The 16,039-nt window shown below is 67.1% G+C and carries 14 protein-coding genes; 4 read left to right on the top strand and 10 right to left on the bottom strand.

Translation table 11 applies throughout. The features are described 5' to 3' along the window. Positions 1 to 1,140 (bottom strand): hypothetical protein, encoded by a 1,140-nt coding sequence (locus tag WFH44_RS00485; protein WP_336710853.1) that lies wholly within the window; start codon positions 1,138 to 1,140, stop codon positions 1 to 3. Between the two features lie 219 nt (positions 1,141 to 1,359). Between WFH44_RS00485 and WFH44_RS00480 the strand changes: the two genes are divergently transcribed. Next, on the top strand, positions 1,360 to 1,815 hold the full coding sequence (locus tag WFH44_RS00480) for an Hsp20/alpha crystallin family protein (protein ID WP_336710851.1): 456 nt from the start codon (positions 1,360 to 1,362) through the stop codon (positions 1,813 to 1,815). 134 nt (positions 1,816 to 1,949) lie between these two features. Then, positions 1,950 to 3,431: a glutamate--cysteine ligase gene (locus WFH44_RS00475; RefSeq protein ID WP_336710850.1), complete on the top strand. Its 1,482-nt coding sequence runs from the start codon at positions 1,950 to 1,952 to the stop codon at positions 3,429 to 3,431. A gap of 73 nt (positions 3,432 to 3,504) precedes the next feature. Here the strand turns inward: WFH44_RS00475 and WFH44_RS00470 are convergent, their stop codons facing one another. The 4 genes from WFH44_RS00470 to WFH44_RS00455 form a co-directional block, all read right to left on the bottom strand. Further along, on the bottom strand, positions 3,505 to 4,497 hold the full coding sequence (locus WFH44_RS00470; RefSeq protein ID WP_336710849.1) for a bile acid:sodium symporter family protein: 993 nt from the start codon (positions 4,495 to 4,497) through the stop codon (positions 3,505 to 3,507). Positions 4,498 to 4,639: 142 nt separating this feature from the next. Next, positions 4,640 to 6,859 carry an NADP-dependent isocitrate dehydrogenase gene (locus WFH44_RS00465; RefSeq protein ID WP_336710848.1) on the bottom strand — a complete coding sequence of 740 codons (2,220 nt, stop codon included), beginning with the start codon at positions 6,857 to 6,859 and terminating at the stop codon, positions 4,640 to 4,642. 79 nt (positions 6,860 to 6,938) lie between these two features. Continuing rightward, complete coding sequence (purH, locus tag WFH44_RS00460; RefSeq protein WP_336710846.1) at positions 6,939 to 8,606, bottom strand: bifunctional phosphoribosylaminoimidazolecarboxamide formyltransferase/IMP cyclohydrolase; 1,668 nt, start codon at positions 8,604 to 8,606, stop codon at positions 6,939 to 6,941. Between the two features lie 107 nt (positions 8,607 to 8,713). Then, positions 8,714 to 9,103, bottom strand: a complete 390-nt coding sequence (locus WFH44_RS00455; RefSeq protein ID WP_336710844.1) for a hypothetical protein — start codon at positions 9,101 to 9,103, stop codon at positions 8,714 to 8,716. 164 nt (positions 9,104 to 9,267) lie between these two features. Here WFH44_RS00455 and WFH44_RS00450 point away from each other — a divergent pair, with 164 nt between their 5' ends. Continuing rightward, positions 9,268 to 10,620: an MFS transporter gene (locus WFH44_RS00450; RefSeq protein ID WP_336710843.1), complete on the top strand. Its 1,353-nt coding sequence runs from the start codon at positions 9,268 to 9,270 to the stop codon at positions 10,618 to 10,620. On the opposite strand, the gene WFH44_RS00445 is transcribed toward WFH44_RS00450, so the two are convergent. The 3 genes from WFH44_RS00445 to purN all read right to left on the bottom strand — a co-directional run bounded on the left by WFH44_RS00445 (position 10,621) and on the right by purN (position 12,915). Further along, positions 10,621 to 11,553, bottom strand: coding sequence for a PKD domain-containing protein (locus WFH44_RS00445; protein WP_336710841.1), 933 nt, complete (start codon positions 11,551 to 11,553; stop codon positions 10,621 to 10,623). 3 nt (positions 11,554 to 11,556) lie between these two features. Then, a complete protein-coding gene (locus WFH44_RS00440) occupies positions 11,557 to 12,210 on the bottom strand; it encodes a DUF6318 family protein (RefSeq protein ID WP_336710840.1) in 654 nt (217 codons plus the stop codon). 135 nt (positions 12,211 to 12,345) lie between these two features. Next, the gene (gene purN / locus WFH44_RS00435) at positions 12,346 to 12,915 is read right to left on the bottom strand and encodes a phosphoribosylglycinamide formyltransferase (RefSeq protein WP_336710838.1); all 570 of its coding nucleotides are present in this window, start codon (positions 12,913 to 12,915) and stop codon (positions 12,346 to 12,348) included. Between the two features lie 41 nt (positions 12,916 to 12,956). On the opposite strand from purN, the gene WFH44_RS00430 reads away from it, so the two are divergent. After that, positions 12,957 to 13,373 (top strand): hypothetical protein, encoded by a 417-nt coding sequence (locus tag WFH44_RS00430; RefSeq protein WP_336710836.1) that lies wholly within the window; start codon positions 12,957 to 12,959, stop codon positions 13,371 to 13,373. Positions 13,374 to 13,379: 6 nt separating this feature from the next. Here the strand turns inward: WFH44_RS00430 and WFH44_RS00425 are convergent, their stop codons facing one another. Beyond that, positions 13,380 to 14,690: a cell division protein PerM gene (locus tag WFH44_RS00425; RefSeq protein ID WP_336710835.1), complete on the bottom strand. Its 1,311-nt coding sequence runs from the start codon at positions 14,688 to 14,690 to the stop codon at positions 13,380 to 13,382. A gap of 73 nt (positions 14,691 to 14,763) precedes the next feature. Continuing rightward, the gene (locus WFH44_RS00420) at positions 14,764 to 15,942 is read right to left on the bottom strand and encodes a zinc-dependent alcohol dehydrogenase (RefSeq protein ID WP_336710834.1); all 1,179 of its coding nucleotides are present in this window, start codon (positions 15,940 to 15,942) and stop codon (positions 14,764 to 14,766) included. Positions 15,943 to 16,039: the final 97 nt, after the last annotated feature.

Here is a 16,039-nt window from a genome sequence, read left to right as displayed (position 1 = left end):
TCAATCGGGCGAAGAACCAGGACTTTGCGAAGGAGAGGATGGCAGGATCCAGCCATCAAGCGGCAGGATGTGCGCGCACAGCCGGGGATCCGGCCCGCTGCCGGGCTCAATATCGGCAGGCGCAGCCCCAGGCGATTGCCCCGCTCCGGTGAGGGCGCCGGAAGGGCCGACGGCGGCCAGGGCGGGCTGCGCCGGGTGGGCCGGGCCCCGGGACTCCGCGGGCGGCAGGGCTCTGGTGCTCGCGGCGGCATCATGCGTCGCACGTCCGCCCTGAAAGATGGAGGCGGCGGACCCCACGAGGCCGGGCCCGGCGTCGTTAGATGACGCGGGGACAGGCGCTTCAGGCGCCCCTTCCCCCGATGCCGGCGCGGCCGTGCCGCTGGAGTCAGTGGAATCCGTCGACCCCTCGGAAGGAGCTGCGTCGGCCGGCTCGACGTGCTGCCGTTCGGGGCCGTCCGTCGAAGGAGCGGAGACCGCTCCCCCGGTTACCTCTTCACGGGGTTCTTCGACCGGGGTGACTGAGCGGCCGACCTGCTCGACCACCGCGTCAACGGTGCGGCCGGCAGGCTCAAGGATGGGCCGGGCTGCTACAAGAACGGGATCCGCCACGTCGGAAACCGCTGGCGTGGCGGCCTCCGTTACGGGGCGGACTGCGTGGAACACGGATTGGGAGACCGCTTCAACCGGCTCGGCGACCGTCACGACGATGGGTTGAGCCACCTTGCCCACCGGCTCCAGGGCCGTGGCGGTGACGGGTTGAGCCACCTGGCCAACGGTCTCGAACACGCCTGCCGCGGCGGGCGGGGCAGGTTTCGTTGCTGTCTCCAGCAGAGGCTGGGCGTCCCCGGCTGCGGTCGCGGCCGTCTCCGCCACCGGCGACGCCGCACCGCCAACCCGGTCCGCGGCATGCGCGGCGGCCTCGGAGACGGGCGCTTCTGCCGCTTGAGTAACGGTCGAGATCGCTCTGCCGAGTCCGCCGGGTTCATCGTCGCCGGCCTGGGCCGCGGAGACGCCCAGCAGTGCGAGTCCAACGGTGGCGCCGGAGATCAGCAGGGCCCGGCGCAGGAGGCAGCGAGCCTGATCCAATGAGCCATAGCCCATGGAAACCACCCCCGCGGTCCTGCCGGATAAACGATCCATGTACAGGCTACGACCGACGCCGGAGACCGTCTACAGGAGGCGGTCGATTGGCCAGGGGCGGCACCCTTTCAGTCGTCCCCGTGTTCGCTCTGGGCAATCACCCGGGCTCTTGGCACTCTCGGCGCCGAGTGCTAACTTGAAACTGTAGTTGAGCGAGAGACGCTCAACTATCCTTATGGAAGAACCAGCAAGGACAACGGACTACAGGAGTTGATAGTGATGGCTGCTCGATTCGACCCGTTCCGCGAAATCGACCGCGTGGCCGGTGCCCTCTTCGAAAACCGCTCGGGCCTGCGCCTGATGCCGATGGATCTGTACCGCGACGGGGACCACTATGTCCTGAACGCGGACCTGCCCGGCATCGATCCGGGCTCGGTCGACATTGACGTCGACGGACAGCTGCTGACCATCCGCGCCGAGCGGACCCTGCGGGGCCCCGAAAGCGGCGTCAAGTGGCTGGCCAGGGAGCGCGAGGGCGGGTCCTTCCTCCGGCAGTTGAACCTCGGCCAGGGGATCGACATCGACGCGATCACCGCACACTACGAGAACGGCGTGCTCTCCGTGACTATCCCGGTCAGCGAACGCGCCAAGCCGCGCAAGATCGAGGTGGTCAGCGCGCCGGCCGACCGTGCGGTGGAAGCCGGCGGCGCGGAGCAGAAGCCGGCCGACGCCTGACCCGGCCACTCCGCGTATCGAACCACTAATGACGACGGGGCGCCCCTTCCGCACGGAAGGCGCGCCCCGTCGTCGTAAGCGCCCTGATGCCGCCTGTGCTGTACAAGGGCCGGACGCAGTGATTACCTTCAACCATGGGCGCAGAAGTCAAGACCAAGACCTTCACCCGCGAACAACGGACCCGCTACCGCGAGCGGCTGCTCGAAAACCTGGAAACCTTCGCCGACTACCTCTCCACAGGCGAGTTCGCGCACTCCGGCACGATCGGCCTGGAGCTGGAACTGAACCTGACCAACGCGGACTGCTCCCCCGCCCTGCGCAATTCCGACGTGCTCGAGGCGATCGCCGACCCGTCATTCCAGACCGAAATCGGCGCGTTCAACATCGAAATGAACCACCCGGCGCTCTCCGTGTCCGGCCGGGGGCTCAAGGACCTCGAAGACGGCCTGCGCCGGCGGCTGAACCGTGCCGAGGAACGGGCCGCGGCGGTCCGCGCGCAGATCCTGATGATCGGCATCCTGCCCACCCTGAAGCAGGACCTGGTGGAGGACATGTCCTGGCTCAGCCCGGGGAAACGGTATGCGGCCCTGAACACCTCCGTGCTGCAGGCCCGCGGCGAGGACGTGCTGATGGACCTGCGCGGCCTGGAGTCGGTGTCCTTCTACGCGAAGAACATCGCGCCGGAGGCGGCCTGCACCAGCGTTCAGCTGCATGTCCAGCTCGAGCCGGCGGAATTCGCCCCGGTCTGGAACGCGGCGCAGGTCATCGCCGGGCCGCAGGTCGCGCTGGCCGCGAATTCGCCGATCTTCATGGAGAAGCTGCTCTGGCACGAGACGCGGATCGAGGTGTTCAAGCAGGCCATCGACACCCGGCCGCCCGAAATGCGCAACCAGGGCGTGCGGCCGCGCGTGTGGTTCGGGGAACGGTGGATCACCTCGATCTTCGACCTGTTCGAGGAGAACGTGCGGTACTTCCCGTCGCTGCTCCCCGAGCTTTCCCGCGCCACCGGCCGCCAGGCCCGCGGCGGGGCGCCGCTGCTGCCGGAGCTGCGGCTGCACAACGGCACGGTGTACCGCTGGAACCGCCCCATCTACGACCCGGGCGGGGACCAGCCGCACCTGCGGCTCGAGAACCGGCTGCTGCCGGCCGGCCCGACCGTGCTGGACACCGTGGCCAACGCCGCGTTCTTCTTCGGGCTGGTGCGCCGGCTCAGGACAGCCGACCGGCCGCTGTGGTCCCGGCTCGCGTTCCAGAGCGCGGAGGCCAACTTCCTGGCCTGCGCCCGCCACGGGCTCGAGGCCACCGTGTACTGGCCGGGCCTCGGCGACCTGCCCGTCGTCGAGCTGATCATCCGCCACCTGCTGCCGCTCGCCGCGGAGGGCCTGGCCGACCTCGGCGTGGATGCCGACCTGATCGAGGAGTACCTCGGGGTGCTGCGGGACCGGGCGCAGTCGGAACAGAACGGCTCCAAGTGGCAGATCGAGACCCTGCGCCGGCTGGAGTCCGACGGCCTGGACCGCGCTGCGGCGCTGGCGCGGCTGACCAGCCTGTACGCCACCAACATGCACAGCAATCTGCCGGTCCATACCTGGCCCGTGGCGGCCGCCATCGGCTGATCGCACATTGACGACGGCGGCCGGTACCTTTCCGCGCGAAAGGCACCGGCCGCCGTCGGGCTAGGTCCGCGAACTACTTGCTGCTGCGCCGCCAGAAGGCTGCCACGAGCGCACCGGAGACGTTGTGCCAGACCGAGAACACGGCCCCGGGAAGCGCCGCCTCGGGTGCGAAGTAGGTCTTGGCAAGGCCGGCCGCGAGGCCGGAGTTCTGCATTCCGACCTCAATGGCCATCGTGCGGCGCGACGGCACCGGCAGGCGGAAGAGCTTGGCCGCGCCGTAGCCCAGCAGGTAGCCGCCGGCATTGTGCAGCACCACGGCCAGCAGGATCAGCAGGCCGGCACTGAAGATGGCCTCGGCGCTGCCGGCCACGACCGCGATGACGACGAAGGTGATGGCCAGGACGGAGACCCACGGCAGCGCGGGAATCACGCGGTCCACGAGGCCGGGGATGAGCATGCGGGCGGCAAGGCCAAGGACCACCGGAATCAGCACGATCTGCACGATGCTCAGGGCCATCGCGCCGGCGTCCACCGGCATGTATTGGCCGGCGAGCCAGAGCGTCAGGAGCGGAGTGAAGACCGGCGCCAGCAGGGTCGAGACACTCGTCATGGTCACGGACAGCGCCACGTTGCCTTTGGCCAGGTAGGTCACGACGTTGGAGGCCGTGCCGCCGGGTGCGCAGCCGACCAGGATGACGCCCGCCGCGAGGGCCGGCGGCAGCTGGAGCAGCAGCGAGACGCCGAGGCCGAGCAGGGGCATGATGACATACTGCGCCACGACGCCGAGCAGCACCGGCAGCGGCTGCCGGACCACGAGCGCGAAGTCCGGCAGGGTCAGGGTCAGGCCCATGCCGAACATGATCAGCATCAGGGCCGGGTTGATGAAGGCCGCCAGGCCGGTGAAGGGCGCGGGGAAGAACAGCGCCAGCGCGCCGCCGGCGAGGATCAGAAGCGGAAAGAGGGTCACCGCGACGCGGGCGCTGCGTTCTTCCGCGCTGTCGGTGGCTGCCGCGGCAGGATCGGCGGTCCGGACCGCCTGCGGGTGGGAGGAGTTGTCGGTTTGCATAGGGAATATCGTTTCAGCCGGGTGTGCTGCGGCGTGAATTCATGACCTCGAGAGCCATCCGCTGCCCCACGCGAACGACGGCGGCCGGTACCTTTCCGTGCGAAAGGTACCGGCCGCCGTCGTTATGGGCTGGCCCGGTCGGTTAGGACAGCGTGGCCAGGATTTCGTTCAGCTTGGCCGAGGGACGCATGACGGCCGAAGCCTTCTCGTCCTCAGGGCGGTAGTAGCCGCCGATTTCGGCCGGGGAACCCTGGGCGCCCAGCAGCTCGGAGTTGATCTGGTCCTCGCTGCCCGTCAGTGCCTCGGCAACCGGGGCGAAGGCGGAGGCCAGTTCGGCGTCCTGGTCCTGCTTGGCCAGTTCCTGGGCCCAGTACCGGGCCAGGTAGAAGTGGCTGCCGCGGTTGTCGATCTCGCCGACTTTGCGGCTCGGGGACTTGTTCTCCAGCAGGAAGGTGCCGGTGGCGCGGTCCAGCGTGTCCGCGAGGACCTGGGCACGCTTGTTGCCCGTGGTGTTGGCCAGGTGCTCGAAGCTGACGGCCAGGGCCAGGAACTCGCCGAGGGAATCCCAGCGCAGGTGGTTTTCCTTCAGCAGCTGCTGCACGTGCTTCGGGGCGGAGCCGCCGGCGCCGGTTTCGAAGAGGCCGCCGCCGTTGATCAGCGGGACGATCGAGAGCATCTTGGCGCTGGTGCCCAGCTCGAGGATCGGGAACAGGTCCGTCAGGTAGTCACGCAGCACGTTGCCGGAGACGGAGATCGTGTCCTCGCCCTTGCGGATGCGCTCCAGGGTGAAGGCGGTGGCCTTGACCGGGGACATGATCTCGATCTGCAGGCCCTCGGTGTCGTGCTCCTTGAGGTATTCCTTGACCTTGGCGATCAGGTTGGCGTCATGGGCACGCTCTTCGTCCAGCCAGAACACGGCCGGGGTCTGCGACGCACGGGCGCGGTTGACGGCGAGCTTGACCCAGTCGCGGACCGGCACGTCCTTAGTCTGGCAGGCGCGCCAGATATCGCCCGGGGCGACCTGGTGCTCGATCAGGACGGCGCCGGAGCCGTCGAGGATCTGGACCGTGCCGGCGGTCTGGATCTCGAAGGTCTTGTCATGGCTGCCGTATTCCTCGGCGGCCTGCGCCATGAGGCCGACGTTCGGCACGGTGCCCATGGTGGTCGGATCGAACGCACCGTTGGCGCGGCAGTCGTCGATGACGACCTGGTAGATGCCCGCGTAGGAGCTGTCCGGCAGGACCGCCAGGGTGTCGGCTTCCTGGCCGTCCGGACCCCACATGTGGCCGGAGGTGCGAATCATGGCCGGCATGGAGGCGTCCACGATCACGTCGGAAGGCACGTGCAGGTTGGTGATGCCCTTGTCCGAGTCCACCATGGCCAGCGCGGGGCCCTCCTCGAAGCCCTTCTTGATCGCGGCTTCGACGCCTTCGCGGACGTCGGCCGGGAGTTCGGAGAGGCCGTTGAGGATCGAGGCCAGGCCGTTGTTCGGGCTCAGGCCGGCGTCTTCCAGCTGCTCGCCGTACTGGGCGAACAGGTCGGGGAAGTAGGCGCGGACCACGTGGCCGAAGATGATCGGGTCCGAGACCTTCATCATGGTGGCCTTCAGGTGCGCCGAGAGCAGCACGCCCTCTTCCTTGGCGCGGACGACCTGGGCGGCCAGGAACTCATCGAGCGCGGCGGCGCGCATGACGGTGCCGTCGATGAGCTCCCCGGCCAGCACCGGGAAGGAGTCCTTCAGCACGGTGGTGGTGCCGTCCTCGGCGACCAGCTGGATCTTGATCTTGTCGTCGGCGGGGATGACCACGGATTTCTCGTTGGAGCGGAAGTCGTCGGATCCCATGTGGGCGACGTTGGTCTTCGAGTCCGCGGACCAGGCACCCATGCTGTGCGGGTTCTGGCGCGCGTAGTTCTTCACCGACAGCGGGGCGCGGCGGTCCGAGTTGCCCTCGCGCAGCACCGGGTTGACGGCGCTGCCCTTGATCTTGTCGTAGCGGGCGCGGATTTCCTTCTCGACGTCGGAGGACGGATCATCCGGGTAATCCGGCAGCGCGTAGCCCTTGCCCTGGAGCTCGGCGATGGCCGCCTTCAGCTGCGGGATGGAGGCGCTGATGTTGGGCAGCTTGATGATGTTGGCTTCCGGCTTCTTGGCCAGCTCGCCCAGCTCGGCCAGCGCGTCGCTGACCCGCTGCTCCTCGGTGAGGTGGTCGCCGAAGGCGGCAATGATGCGGCCCGACAGCGAAATGTCCCGGGTCTCCACCTCCACACCGGCCTTCGAAGCGAAGGCTTCAACGATCGGCAAGAACGAATAGGTCGCCAGCATGGGCGCTTCGTCGGTGTGGGTATAGATAATCTTGGCCATGAGTGAGGCGTCTCCCTGAAATGTGGGTTTCTATTGGGGTCTCGATATTCAACTTACCCGAGGTGCGGGCGTCGATCTGTCAGTGGAAGAAGTGGCGGGCTCCCGTGAAGTACATGGTGATGCCGGCCGCGTTCGCCGCCGCGACGACTTCCTCGTCCCGCACGGAACCGCCGGGCTGCACCACGGCGCGGACGCCGGCGTCGATCAGGATCTGCAGGCCGTCCGCGAACGGGAAGAAGGCGTCCGAGGCGGCCACCGCCCCGCGGGCCCGCTCCGGAGCGCCGGCGCCCTCGACGTTGGCCGCTCCGCCGGCCGCGTCGGCGCCGCCGTCGACTGCCACACCTAGGGTGTTGGCGCGCTCCACGGCCAGCTTGCACGAGTCCAGACGGTTGACCTGCCCCATGCCGATACCGACGGCGGCGCCGTCATTTGCCAGCAGGATCGCGTTGGACTTGGCCGCCCGCACGGACTTCCAGGCGAAAGCAAGGTCGGCCAGGGTCGCCTCGTCCGCGGCCGGGCCGGCCGCCAGTGTCCAGTTCTCCGGGCTGTCGCCGTCGGCCTCCAGGGTGTCCGAAACCTGGACCAGCACGCCGCCGGAGACCTGGCGGATCTCGGCCGGATCGCGCCGGTAGCCTTCGGGCAGGGTCAGCAGGCGGATGTTCTTCTTCCGGGACAGGATCTCCACGGCCTCCGGCTCGAAGTCCGGCGCGATGACGACCTCCGTGAAGATGTCCTTGACGGTGTTGGCCATGACGGCGCTGACCGTGCGGTTGGCGGCAATCACGCCGCCGAAGGCGGAAACCGGATCGCAGGCATGGGCCTTGGCGTGCGCGTCGGCGATCGGGTCCTCGGCGCCCGGCGTCGCCACCGCCACGCCGCAGGGGTTGGCATGCTTGATGATCGCCACCGCGGGATCGGCATGGTCGAAGGCAGCGCGCAGCGCGGCGTCGGCGTCGACGAAGTTGTTGTAGCTCATCGGCTTGCCGTGCAGCTGGTCGGCCTGGGCGATGCCCGGGGTCGCGCCGTGCTCGACGTAGAGCGCGGCCGCCTGGTGCGGGTTCTCGCCGTAGCGCAGCACCTCGGAACGCTCCAGCGCCATGCCCGCGTACGGCGGCCAGGCCTTACCTTCGTCGGTGCCGTCGCCGAACTGCGCCGCGGTCCAGCTGGCGACCGCGTTGTCGTACGCAGCAGTGTGCGCAAACGCGGAAGCCGCCAGCCGCCGTCGTGCGTTCAGGTCAAAGCCGCCCTCCGCAGCCGCGGTGACAACCTCGGCGTACCGCGAGGGATCAACGACGACGGCGACGCTCGGGTGGTTTTTGGCCGCAGCGCGGACCATCGACGGGCCGCCGATGTCAATCTGTTCAACGACCTCGTCCTCGCCGGCACCGGACTTCACGGTGTCCACGAACGGGTAGAGGTTCACGACCACGAGGTCGAAGGCCTCGACGCCGAGTTCCTTCAGCTGGGCCACGTGGTCATCGCGGCGGCGGTCCGCCAGGATGCCGGCATGGACGCGCGGGTGCAGCGTCTTCACCCGGCCGTCCAGGCACTCCTGGAACCCGGTCACCTCCGAAACCTCGGTGACGGGCACGCCTGCCTCGGCGATCCGCTTTGCGGTGGAACCGGTGGACACGATGCTCACGCCGGCCTTGTGCAGACCTTGAGCGAGTTCCTCCAGCCCTGTCTTGTCGTAGACCGAGATCAGGGCCCGGTGGATGGGAACACGGTCAAGCTGCTTTAGGCTCACGCAAACTCCAAAGGTTCTTCAGTAGGGGTTGCCTCCCAGTCTAGTTCACGCGCCCGGCCGCCCCGTGACTGTGAAGCCGGGCAGCCCGAGGGTCCGCGGACGCAGGGCTACTCCGCCGTGGCCGCGCTGGGGGCGGAAGCGGCGGTCGGAGCCGAAGCCGGAGAGACGGGGCTCGGGGCCGAAGCCGGCGAGACCGGCGAGACCGGCGTGGGTGCGGACACCGGGGACGGGGCCGATTGTGCCGATACCGGGCTCGGAGCTGACTGGGCGGTTGCTGCGGACACCGCCGTGTTGACCGGCTGGCCGGACAAGTCGACGCTGGCCGGGGACACCTTTGCCTCCGCCGGACTGGTCACACCCTTGACGGCCTCCCGGTCGATGGTGCTGCTGCCCAGGTCCTGCTGCTCCTCCGGCGCGCTTGCGGCAGCCGCTGCCCCCGCGCCGAGCGCCAGGACGGAGAGCGAACCGGTGGCGATCCAGAAACTACGCTTATGCATGATGTCGAGCCTTCCTCGGGTGTGCGATGTCCAACTGCACGAAAGTCTGCCCGGGGAAAGTGAGACAATGAGGAGAGCCAAATGAGAGCCCTCTCATCAAGCAAAAGGCCAAGCCACAGGCACATCGAGCCTGCCGTTCCGTTCCACCTCCCCCGGAAGGCACCATGACCGAAACCCAGCGGCTTCCCACCGGCGACCAGATCGTGCAGGAACTGCCGTGGCGATGGAAGGTCCAGGGCAAGATCTTCATCATCGGCGGCCTCGGCTTCATGTTCGACGCTTGGGACGTGACCCTCAACGGCGTGCTCATTCCGCTGCTTTCGGATCACTGGGGCCTTCAGCCCTCGCAGGCCGCGTGGATCGGCACGGCGAACCTGATCGGCATGGCCCTCGGCGCCTTCGTCTGGGGCTCCGTTGCCGACCTCATCGGCAGGAAAGTCGCCTTCACCGCCACGCTGCTGGTCTTCTCGATCTTCACCGTCTGCGGCGCGTTCGCCCCCGACATCGTCTGGTTCTGCATCTTCCGCTTCATCGCCGGCTTCGGCCTGGGCGGCTGTGTTCCCGTGGACTACGCCCTCGTCGGCGAATTCACCCCGCGCCGCCAACGCGGCCGAGTGCTGACCGCGATGGACGGCTGGTGGCCGGTCGGAGCGGCGCTCTGCGGCTTCGTCTCAGCCGCCATCATGGCGACCTTCGCCGACTGGCGCTACACCATGCTCATCATGGTCCTGCCCGCCCTGCTTGTCTTCTGGATCCGGCGCTCCGTTCCGGAATCGCCGCTGTACCTGATCAGCAAGGGCCGCGGCGAGGAAGCCCGCAGCATCATCGACGAACTCGTCCGCAAGACCGGCGGCACGGCAACCAACTGGCGGCTGCCGGACCCTGCCGCGGCGCCCAGGCTCTCCGTCGGCAACGTCGTCGACCAACTGCGCGCCGTCTGGCGCTTCGACTGGAAAATTACGACGGCGGCCTGGGCCTTGTTCTTCTCTATTCTCCTTGTCTACTACCTGGCACTGACCTGGATGCCCCGCATCCTGATCGAATCCGGCTTCGCGGAAGTCAGGGCCTTCATCACCACCGCTGGCATGGCCGCCGTAGGCCTGCTCGGCGTCATCGTCGCCGCCTACTTCGTCGAAAAGACCGGCCGCAAATGGATCCTCGCCATCACCGGTCCCCTGTCCGCGCTCACGCTGGTCGTCGTCGCCCTCAGCGTCGACGTGCCGGCCGCAGTCGTCACCTGGCTGCTGATCTACGGCTTCATAGTCCAGATCGCCATCCCTGTTCTCTACGCCTACGTCTCCGAGCTCTACCCCACCGAACTCCGAGGCTCCGGCTTCGGCTGGGCCTCCACGTTCTCCCGCGTCGGCGCCGGCTTCGGACCGCTCATCTTCGTCTCCGTCATGTGGCCCTACCTCGGCCTCGCAACGTCCTGTGCCATCGCCGCCGCCTTGGTGGTCATCTCCGTCCTCTGGATGGCCAAGTTCGCGCCCGAAACCAAGGGCGCCCAACTCCACTAATCAGCAGCCAGCCCCATTCGGATTCTCCAGGCAGTCATCCGCGTAGTTGTTGACGACCGACCGCCACACGCTGATGGTCTGAGCTGGAGAGACGAAGTCCGCTTCCCCCGGAACATCGACAGCTGGACCACCATTGACGCTGTAAGTCGCCCTATAAGTTACCGTCAACGCCACCGTGTAGTCACCTGTCTCCCGATACACATGGCTGGTGACCGTTGGATTTCCCCACTGATTGCGATTAATGGGCCCGCCTGGAGTCAGGTACGCCTTGCTCGTCGCGTCGCCATAATTCCACGTGTACTGGACCGGTCTGGCCTCAAGGTGGATATCCTGCCCGTGAAGCCTGAAGTCGCGGGATTGTCGACCTGCCACAGCATAAAGATTTGTGTGGGCGCCTTTGAGAGTGTGAGGACTGGGCTGACCGACCACATCACCTGCTGCAATATCCAGCTTTCGAAAAGCTGCCAAAATATCTTCGGCAATCCGGTCAAGTACGTCATTAGGATTTTCCGAATAAAGGCACGAGTAACCCTGCAGCTGACGCCATCGGAGTGGCTGAATATCGGTCGACGCCGCTTCCCAAATGATTACCTGGCCGTCTTCCGCGTCATCGCATTCCGGAAGACCTGCCAAACAACTGATATCTATATTGTCCCGACCATCGTCCAAACATGCGGGTTGATAACGATAGACCGTGGTGGGATCGGGCAGAGCTAGGGGGCTATCAGTCCACCTTCCACCTTCACCAGCCACCGGGTAGTAGGACTTCACACCCACCCCGGTGTTGCCCCACCCGGACTCATAGCCTGGCAAGTCCCCTTCAGCAGCGCTAGCGTCGGATCCAAGTGGCAACAACGATGAAACCAGAATTGCGGCACCAATCGGGACAGCCAACGTCCGGCGAAACTGCGAACGATAAGGAAAGCCAGTCACTTGCTAGATCTCCCCAGCTACTCCAATGTCGATGGTTTTCCAGTTGCCTTTCTCGTATTTTGCAACGAGGACGTCGACGAGAAAATCGGTACCGGGTGAAGTTCCTTCTAGCTTCCCTCCCGAGGTGTAGTATCTGATGCCTTCTGCAGCCAATTGAACGGATACGTGGAACTGGCCCGCCGAGTTTGAGACAAATTCTGTGCCTGTCCCGTCGATCTCGACGGTGCCGCCAACTTGCCACCGCCCATTTTCATGCCATTCCTCAATATTCTGAGTGATGTCTCCACATCTTTTACAGGATGTTTCCGTTATTTCCCGAATAGGCGAAACGTCCCCGGATTCGTATGCGTAGTTGAGGAGGTCGTACCAATACCGGGTAAACGCTTCGAGACCAGCCTTTGTCCTTTCCCGGGCTTCTTCGGGCATCTTGGGGAATGGCACGTTTTCGGCGGGCCCGTCGGCGGAGGCGGGTTTGTAGCTGGGCGATGCTGACGGCGTAGGAGTTGGAGTCTCGGCAGCGGCCGAGGTTGCAGGAGATGCCGTGGGGTCCGGTTGGCCTTCGGCGTCCCCGCCGCAGGCTGTGAGGGCGAGCGCTGCCGCGGCCAGCAGGGCGCTGGCGGCGAGGCGGGCACGCGGGCGTGCGTGGGTGAGGAACATGTGGCTCAGACCCCCGTTGGTCGGCTGATGAGGCGGTGTTGCCCGTCAGTGTAGTCAGACGTTTAAGCGGGCGTGAACCTTATCCACAGGCCTTTGGGGTTCCGAGGCCAAAATAATCCGGATGGCGCCGTCGCCTCAGCCGAGGCTGGTGCTGAGAGCGGCGAGCGTCTGGACGAGGAGCCTGCGCTCTTCGGTCTTGATGCGCTCGTGGAGGGTCTCCTCTGTATCGCCCTCAAGGACGGGCACCGCGGCTTGGGCCAGGATGGGTCCGGTGTCAACGCCCGAGTCGACGAGATGGACCGTGACGCCGGTGATCTTGACGCCATGAGCCAGGGCATCGCGGACGCCGTGTGCCCCGGGGAAGGAAGGGAGCAGGGCGGGATGGGTGTTGACCATGCACCCGTCGAAGGCGGACACGAATTCGGCGTCGAGGATCCGCATGAAGCCTGCGAGGAGGACCAGGTCGGGGGCGTAGTCCATGATCCGGGACTGCAGGGCGCGGTTCCATTCTGCGCGGCTGTCAAAAGCGCCGGGGGCAGCGGTGAAGGTCGCGATTCCGGCCTTCTCTGCCCGCTCGAGTCCGAGGCAGCCCGGCACGTCAGACCCGACGGCGAGGATCTCGGCGTCGAGCTCTCCGCCCTTGACTGCATCGATGACGGCTTGGAGATTGGTGCCGGAGCCGGAGACGAGTACCACTATGCGCATGCGGTCAACTTTATGCTCCGGGCTCGCCTAGGCTTAAACCCATGCAACAGCAGACGCGGCCGAGGCCGACCGATGAACAGCTCAAGACGTCCAGCCTCTATCTGCGGATTGTCCTGCTGCTCATGCTGGCCACCTTGCTGGCGTCCTCGCTCCCGCTGCCGTGGAAGGCGGCGGCCGCAGCCATCGCCCTGGCGACGGCAGTCGTCTCGATCGTGGGCCTCGTCAAGGTCGTCCGGGCGGGCCTGCCGGGAACGTTCAGGATCACCTTCGTGCTGGGCCTGATCGCCTCAGGCTTCTTCCTGCTCACCAGCCTGGCCCAGATCGTGTTCTGGCCGGTAACCGCCGATTTCGAGGCCTGCACGCGCGCGGCGGTCACGCAGTCGGCGCAGGAGGCCTGCACCAAGGACTATTCGGACCGGTTGATGCAGTACAACAACTTGTTCAAGCCGCAGGACTGACGCGGATTACTTCTCCTTCGCGGCGGCTTTCGCGCGGCGCGGTTCGCGTTCCAGCCACGGCCCCAGGGAATGGCCAATAACGGCGCCGAGGGCCACTTCTCCGGCGATCCATAGTCCGGCCCACAGCGGATGCGGGCCGAGGTCCACCAGCCGGCCGACGCCGAGCGAGCCGCGCGTGAGCCAAAGCAGGCCCGCGGCCGCGGCGCCGGCTACGAGGCCTATGAGCAGCCCGAGCACCACGGTGGACGCCGATGCGCTAAACCAGCGGGAGCGCATCTTGATGGACAGCCACTCGTCGAGGTGGTTCTCCCCCTCGCGCAGGAACCACCAGCCGGCCAGGACCCCGGCCAGCACGGGCAGGGCCAGCGCCACCAGGCCGTAGGTAAGCTCTCCGGTCGGCAGAGCGCCGAGCAGCGGGAACGCCGGCATCGGGCCCACGGTGGTGGCCATCGGCGTGACGGAACTGCCCGTTCCGACGGCAAAGCCGGCGCCGCTGGACCAGGCAAGGGTCCAGCCGACGAAATTCGGCAGGAGGCCTAGTTGGGCCACGGTCAGCACGGCACCGCCGACGATGCCGGGGCTCAGCTCCTGGTAGATTTCGAGAATCTCGGCCCAGTGCAAGGCAACGTCCGCGGCCAGCAAAGCCGCGGACAGGCAGACGGCCGCGGTGGTCGCGAGCAGCCCGGCGCGGATGGCGGCCCAGACATAGGACCCGGCCCAGCGCGAATGCTGGCTGGTCTTTGCCACCCACGCGGCCGCGTCCACGCCGATCAGCCGGCCCCAGGACTTCGCTTCGCGGTAGGCGCCGACGATCAGCCCGGCCCCTGCGGGAAGGAGCGGAATCAGGGCGCCGGCTGTGAGCGAGATGCGAACCTCATCGGTCTGCACCAGGTAGGCCGTGGCACCGCCGACGAACGCGTAGATGCCGAGCGCGCCGAGGAACGCCTGCCAGAGCTGGTCCGTGTAGGACGCGCGCGCCAGCCGCCTCCCTGCGCGCCAGCACAGGAAGAATGGCAGGAGCGAGAGCCCCAGCGGGATGAGCGAGAGCGTGCCGTGCTGGGTGTCGGCCGAGCTGGCGCCCATGAGGACCTCAAGCTGCAGCGGCACGCCGTGGATCAGGAGCCACGCCTGGCCGCCCAGCCGGGCCAGCGATTCGAAGCTGCGGTCCTCGAACCCGTCGGCGAACCAGACGCCGACCAGCGGCAGCAGCACCACGATCGCGGAGAGCAGCGCGCTTTGGAAGAGTTCGAAGGCCCCCTGGAGCCAAAGGGGCATGGGCAGCCCGTTCTGGCCGCCCGGTCGCCATGTCAGTTTCATTGCTTCCATGGTGCCAGTTCCGGGCGCCACCACCGCTCAGCGACGCGGGCCGGAGCGCATTCCGCCCCCGATGCTAAGGCTGGAGCACCACCTTGATGCAGCCGTCTTCCTTCTTCTGGAAGATCTCGTACATCTCCGGCGCGCGATCCAAGGGCACACGATGGGTGACCAGATCAGACAAGGCCAGCGGATCGGCGTCGTCCTCCACCAAGGGAAGCAGGTCGCTGATCCAACGCCGCACGTTGCACTGTCCCATGCGCAGCTGGATCTGCTTGTCGAACATCGTCAGCATCGGCATCGGGTCCGCTTCGCCGCCGTACACGCCGGACAGGGACACCGTGCCGCCGCGGCGCACGGCGTCGATGGCGGTGTGCAGCGCGGCCAGCCGGTCCACGCCCGCGTGGCTCATCGCCAGCTTCGCGACCGGGTGCGGCAGGATCCCCACGGCGGCCTGGGCCGCGGCGGCCACGGGCGAGCCGTGCGACTCCATGCCGACGGCGTCAATCACCGCGTCCGGACCGCGGCCCGAGGTCACCTCGCGCAGGTCGTCCCCGCAGTTCTTGTTCCAGTCCAGCGTGGCGATTCCGTGCCGTTCCGCCATCGCCCGGCGCTCCGGAATCCGCTCGACTGCGATCACCCGGTAGCCGAGGTGGCGGCCGATCCGGCTCGCCAGCTGCCCGACCGGCCCCAGCCCGAACACCGCCAGCGTGCCGCCGTCGGGCACATCCGCATAGGCGACCGCCTGCCATGCCGTGGGCAGGATGTCGGACAGGAACAGGTAGCGCTCGTCGGGGATCCCGGTATCGCCGACCTTGATCGGACCGTAGTTGGCGAAGGGCACGCGCAGATATTCCGCCTGCCCGCCGGGCACCGACCCGTAGAGCTCGGTGTAGCCGAACAGCGCGGCGCCCGATCCGCTCTCTCGGACCTGCGTGGTTTCGCACTGCGACTGCAGGCCGAGGTTGCACATGAAGCAGTCGCCACAGGCAATGTTGAACGGGACCACCACTTTGTCGCCGCGCTTGATGTTCGTGACGGCACTGCCCACCTCTTCCACGATCCCCATCGGCTCGTGCCCGAGGATGTCCCCGCGGTTCAGGTAGGGCCCCATGAGCTCATACAGGTGCAGGTCCGAGCCGCAGATCGCCGTCGAGGTGATCCGGATGATCGCGTCGGTCGGCTCCTGGATCGTGGGGTCGGGAACCTCATTGACGCTTAGCTGCCGCTTACCTTGCCACGTCAGTGCCTTCATGCCCAGGAGCTCCTGTCGCTGATCCGCGGGCCGCGCCGGGCCCTTGCTGGCGGGTTTCGTCCCACGCTACGCGTCCGGCCAGCGCCGGGCTAGGGGA

Source organism: Arthrobacter sp. USHLN218 (assembly GCF_037144715.1).
Taxonomy (GTDB): domain Bacteria; phylum Actinomycetota; class Actinomycetes; order Actinomycetales; family Micrococcaceae; genus Crystallibacter.
Note: the sequence above shows the minus strand (reverse complement) of the source record. Positions and strands in the feature narration are given on the sequence as shown.

Bases quoted from the DNA above. Each gene is read 5' to 3' on its own strand.
- WFH44_RS00475 (WP_336710850.1), top strand. From the start codon at position 1,950: ATGGGCGCAGAAGTCAAGACCAAGACCTTCACCCGCGAACAACGGACC.
- purN (WP_336710838.1), bottom strand. From the start codon at position 12,915: ATGCGCATAGTGGTACTCGTCTCCGGCTCCGGCACCAATCTCCAAGCC.
- WFH44_RS00470 (WP_336710849.1), bottom strand. From the start codon at position 4,497: ATGCAAACCGACAACTCCTCCCACCCGCAGGCGGTCCGGACCGCCGAT.
- WFH44_RS00465 (WP_336710848.1), bottom strand. From the start codon at position 6,859: ATGGCCAAGATTATCTATACCCACACCGACGAAGCGCCCATGCTGGCG.
- WFH44_RS00430 (WP_336710836.1), top strand. From the start codon at position 12,957: ATGCAACAGCAGACGCGGCCGAGGCCGACCGATGAACAGCTCAAGACG.
- WFH44_RS00450 (WP_336710843.1), top strand. From the start codon at position 9,268: ATGACCGAAACCCAGCGGCTTCCCACCGGCGACCAGATCGTGCAGGAA.
- WFH44_RS00485 (WP_336710853.1), bottom strand. From the start codon at position 1,140: ATGGATCGTTTATCCGGCAGGACCGCGGGGGTGGTTTCCATGGGCTAT.
- WFH44_RS00420 (WP_336710834.1), bottom strand. From the start codon at position 15,942: ATGAAGGCACTGACGTGGCAAGGTAAGCGGCAGCTAAGCGTCAATGAG.
- WFH44_RS00425 (WP_336710835.1), bottom strand. From the start codon at position 14,690: ATGAAACTGACATGGCGACCGGGCGGCCAGAACGGGCTGCCCATGCCC.
- WFH44_RS00440 (WP_336710840.1), bottom strand. From the start codon at position 12,210: ATGTTCCTCACCCACGCACGCCCGCGTGCCCGCCTCGCCGCCAGCGCC.
- WFH44_RS00455 (WP_336710844.1), bottom strand. From the start codon at position 9,103: ATGCATAAGCGTAGTTTCTGGATCGCCACCGGTTCGCTCTCCGTCCTG.
- WFH44_RS00480 (WP_336710851.1), top strand. From the start codon at position 1,360: ATGGCTGCTCGATTCGACCCGTTCCGCGAAATCGACCGCGTGGCCGGT.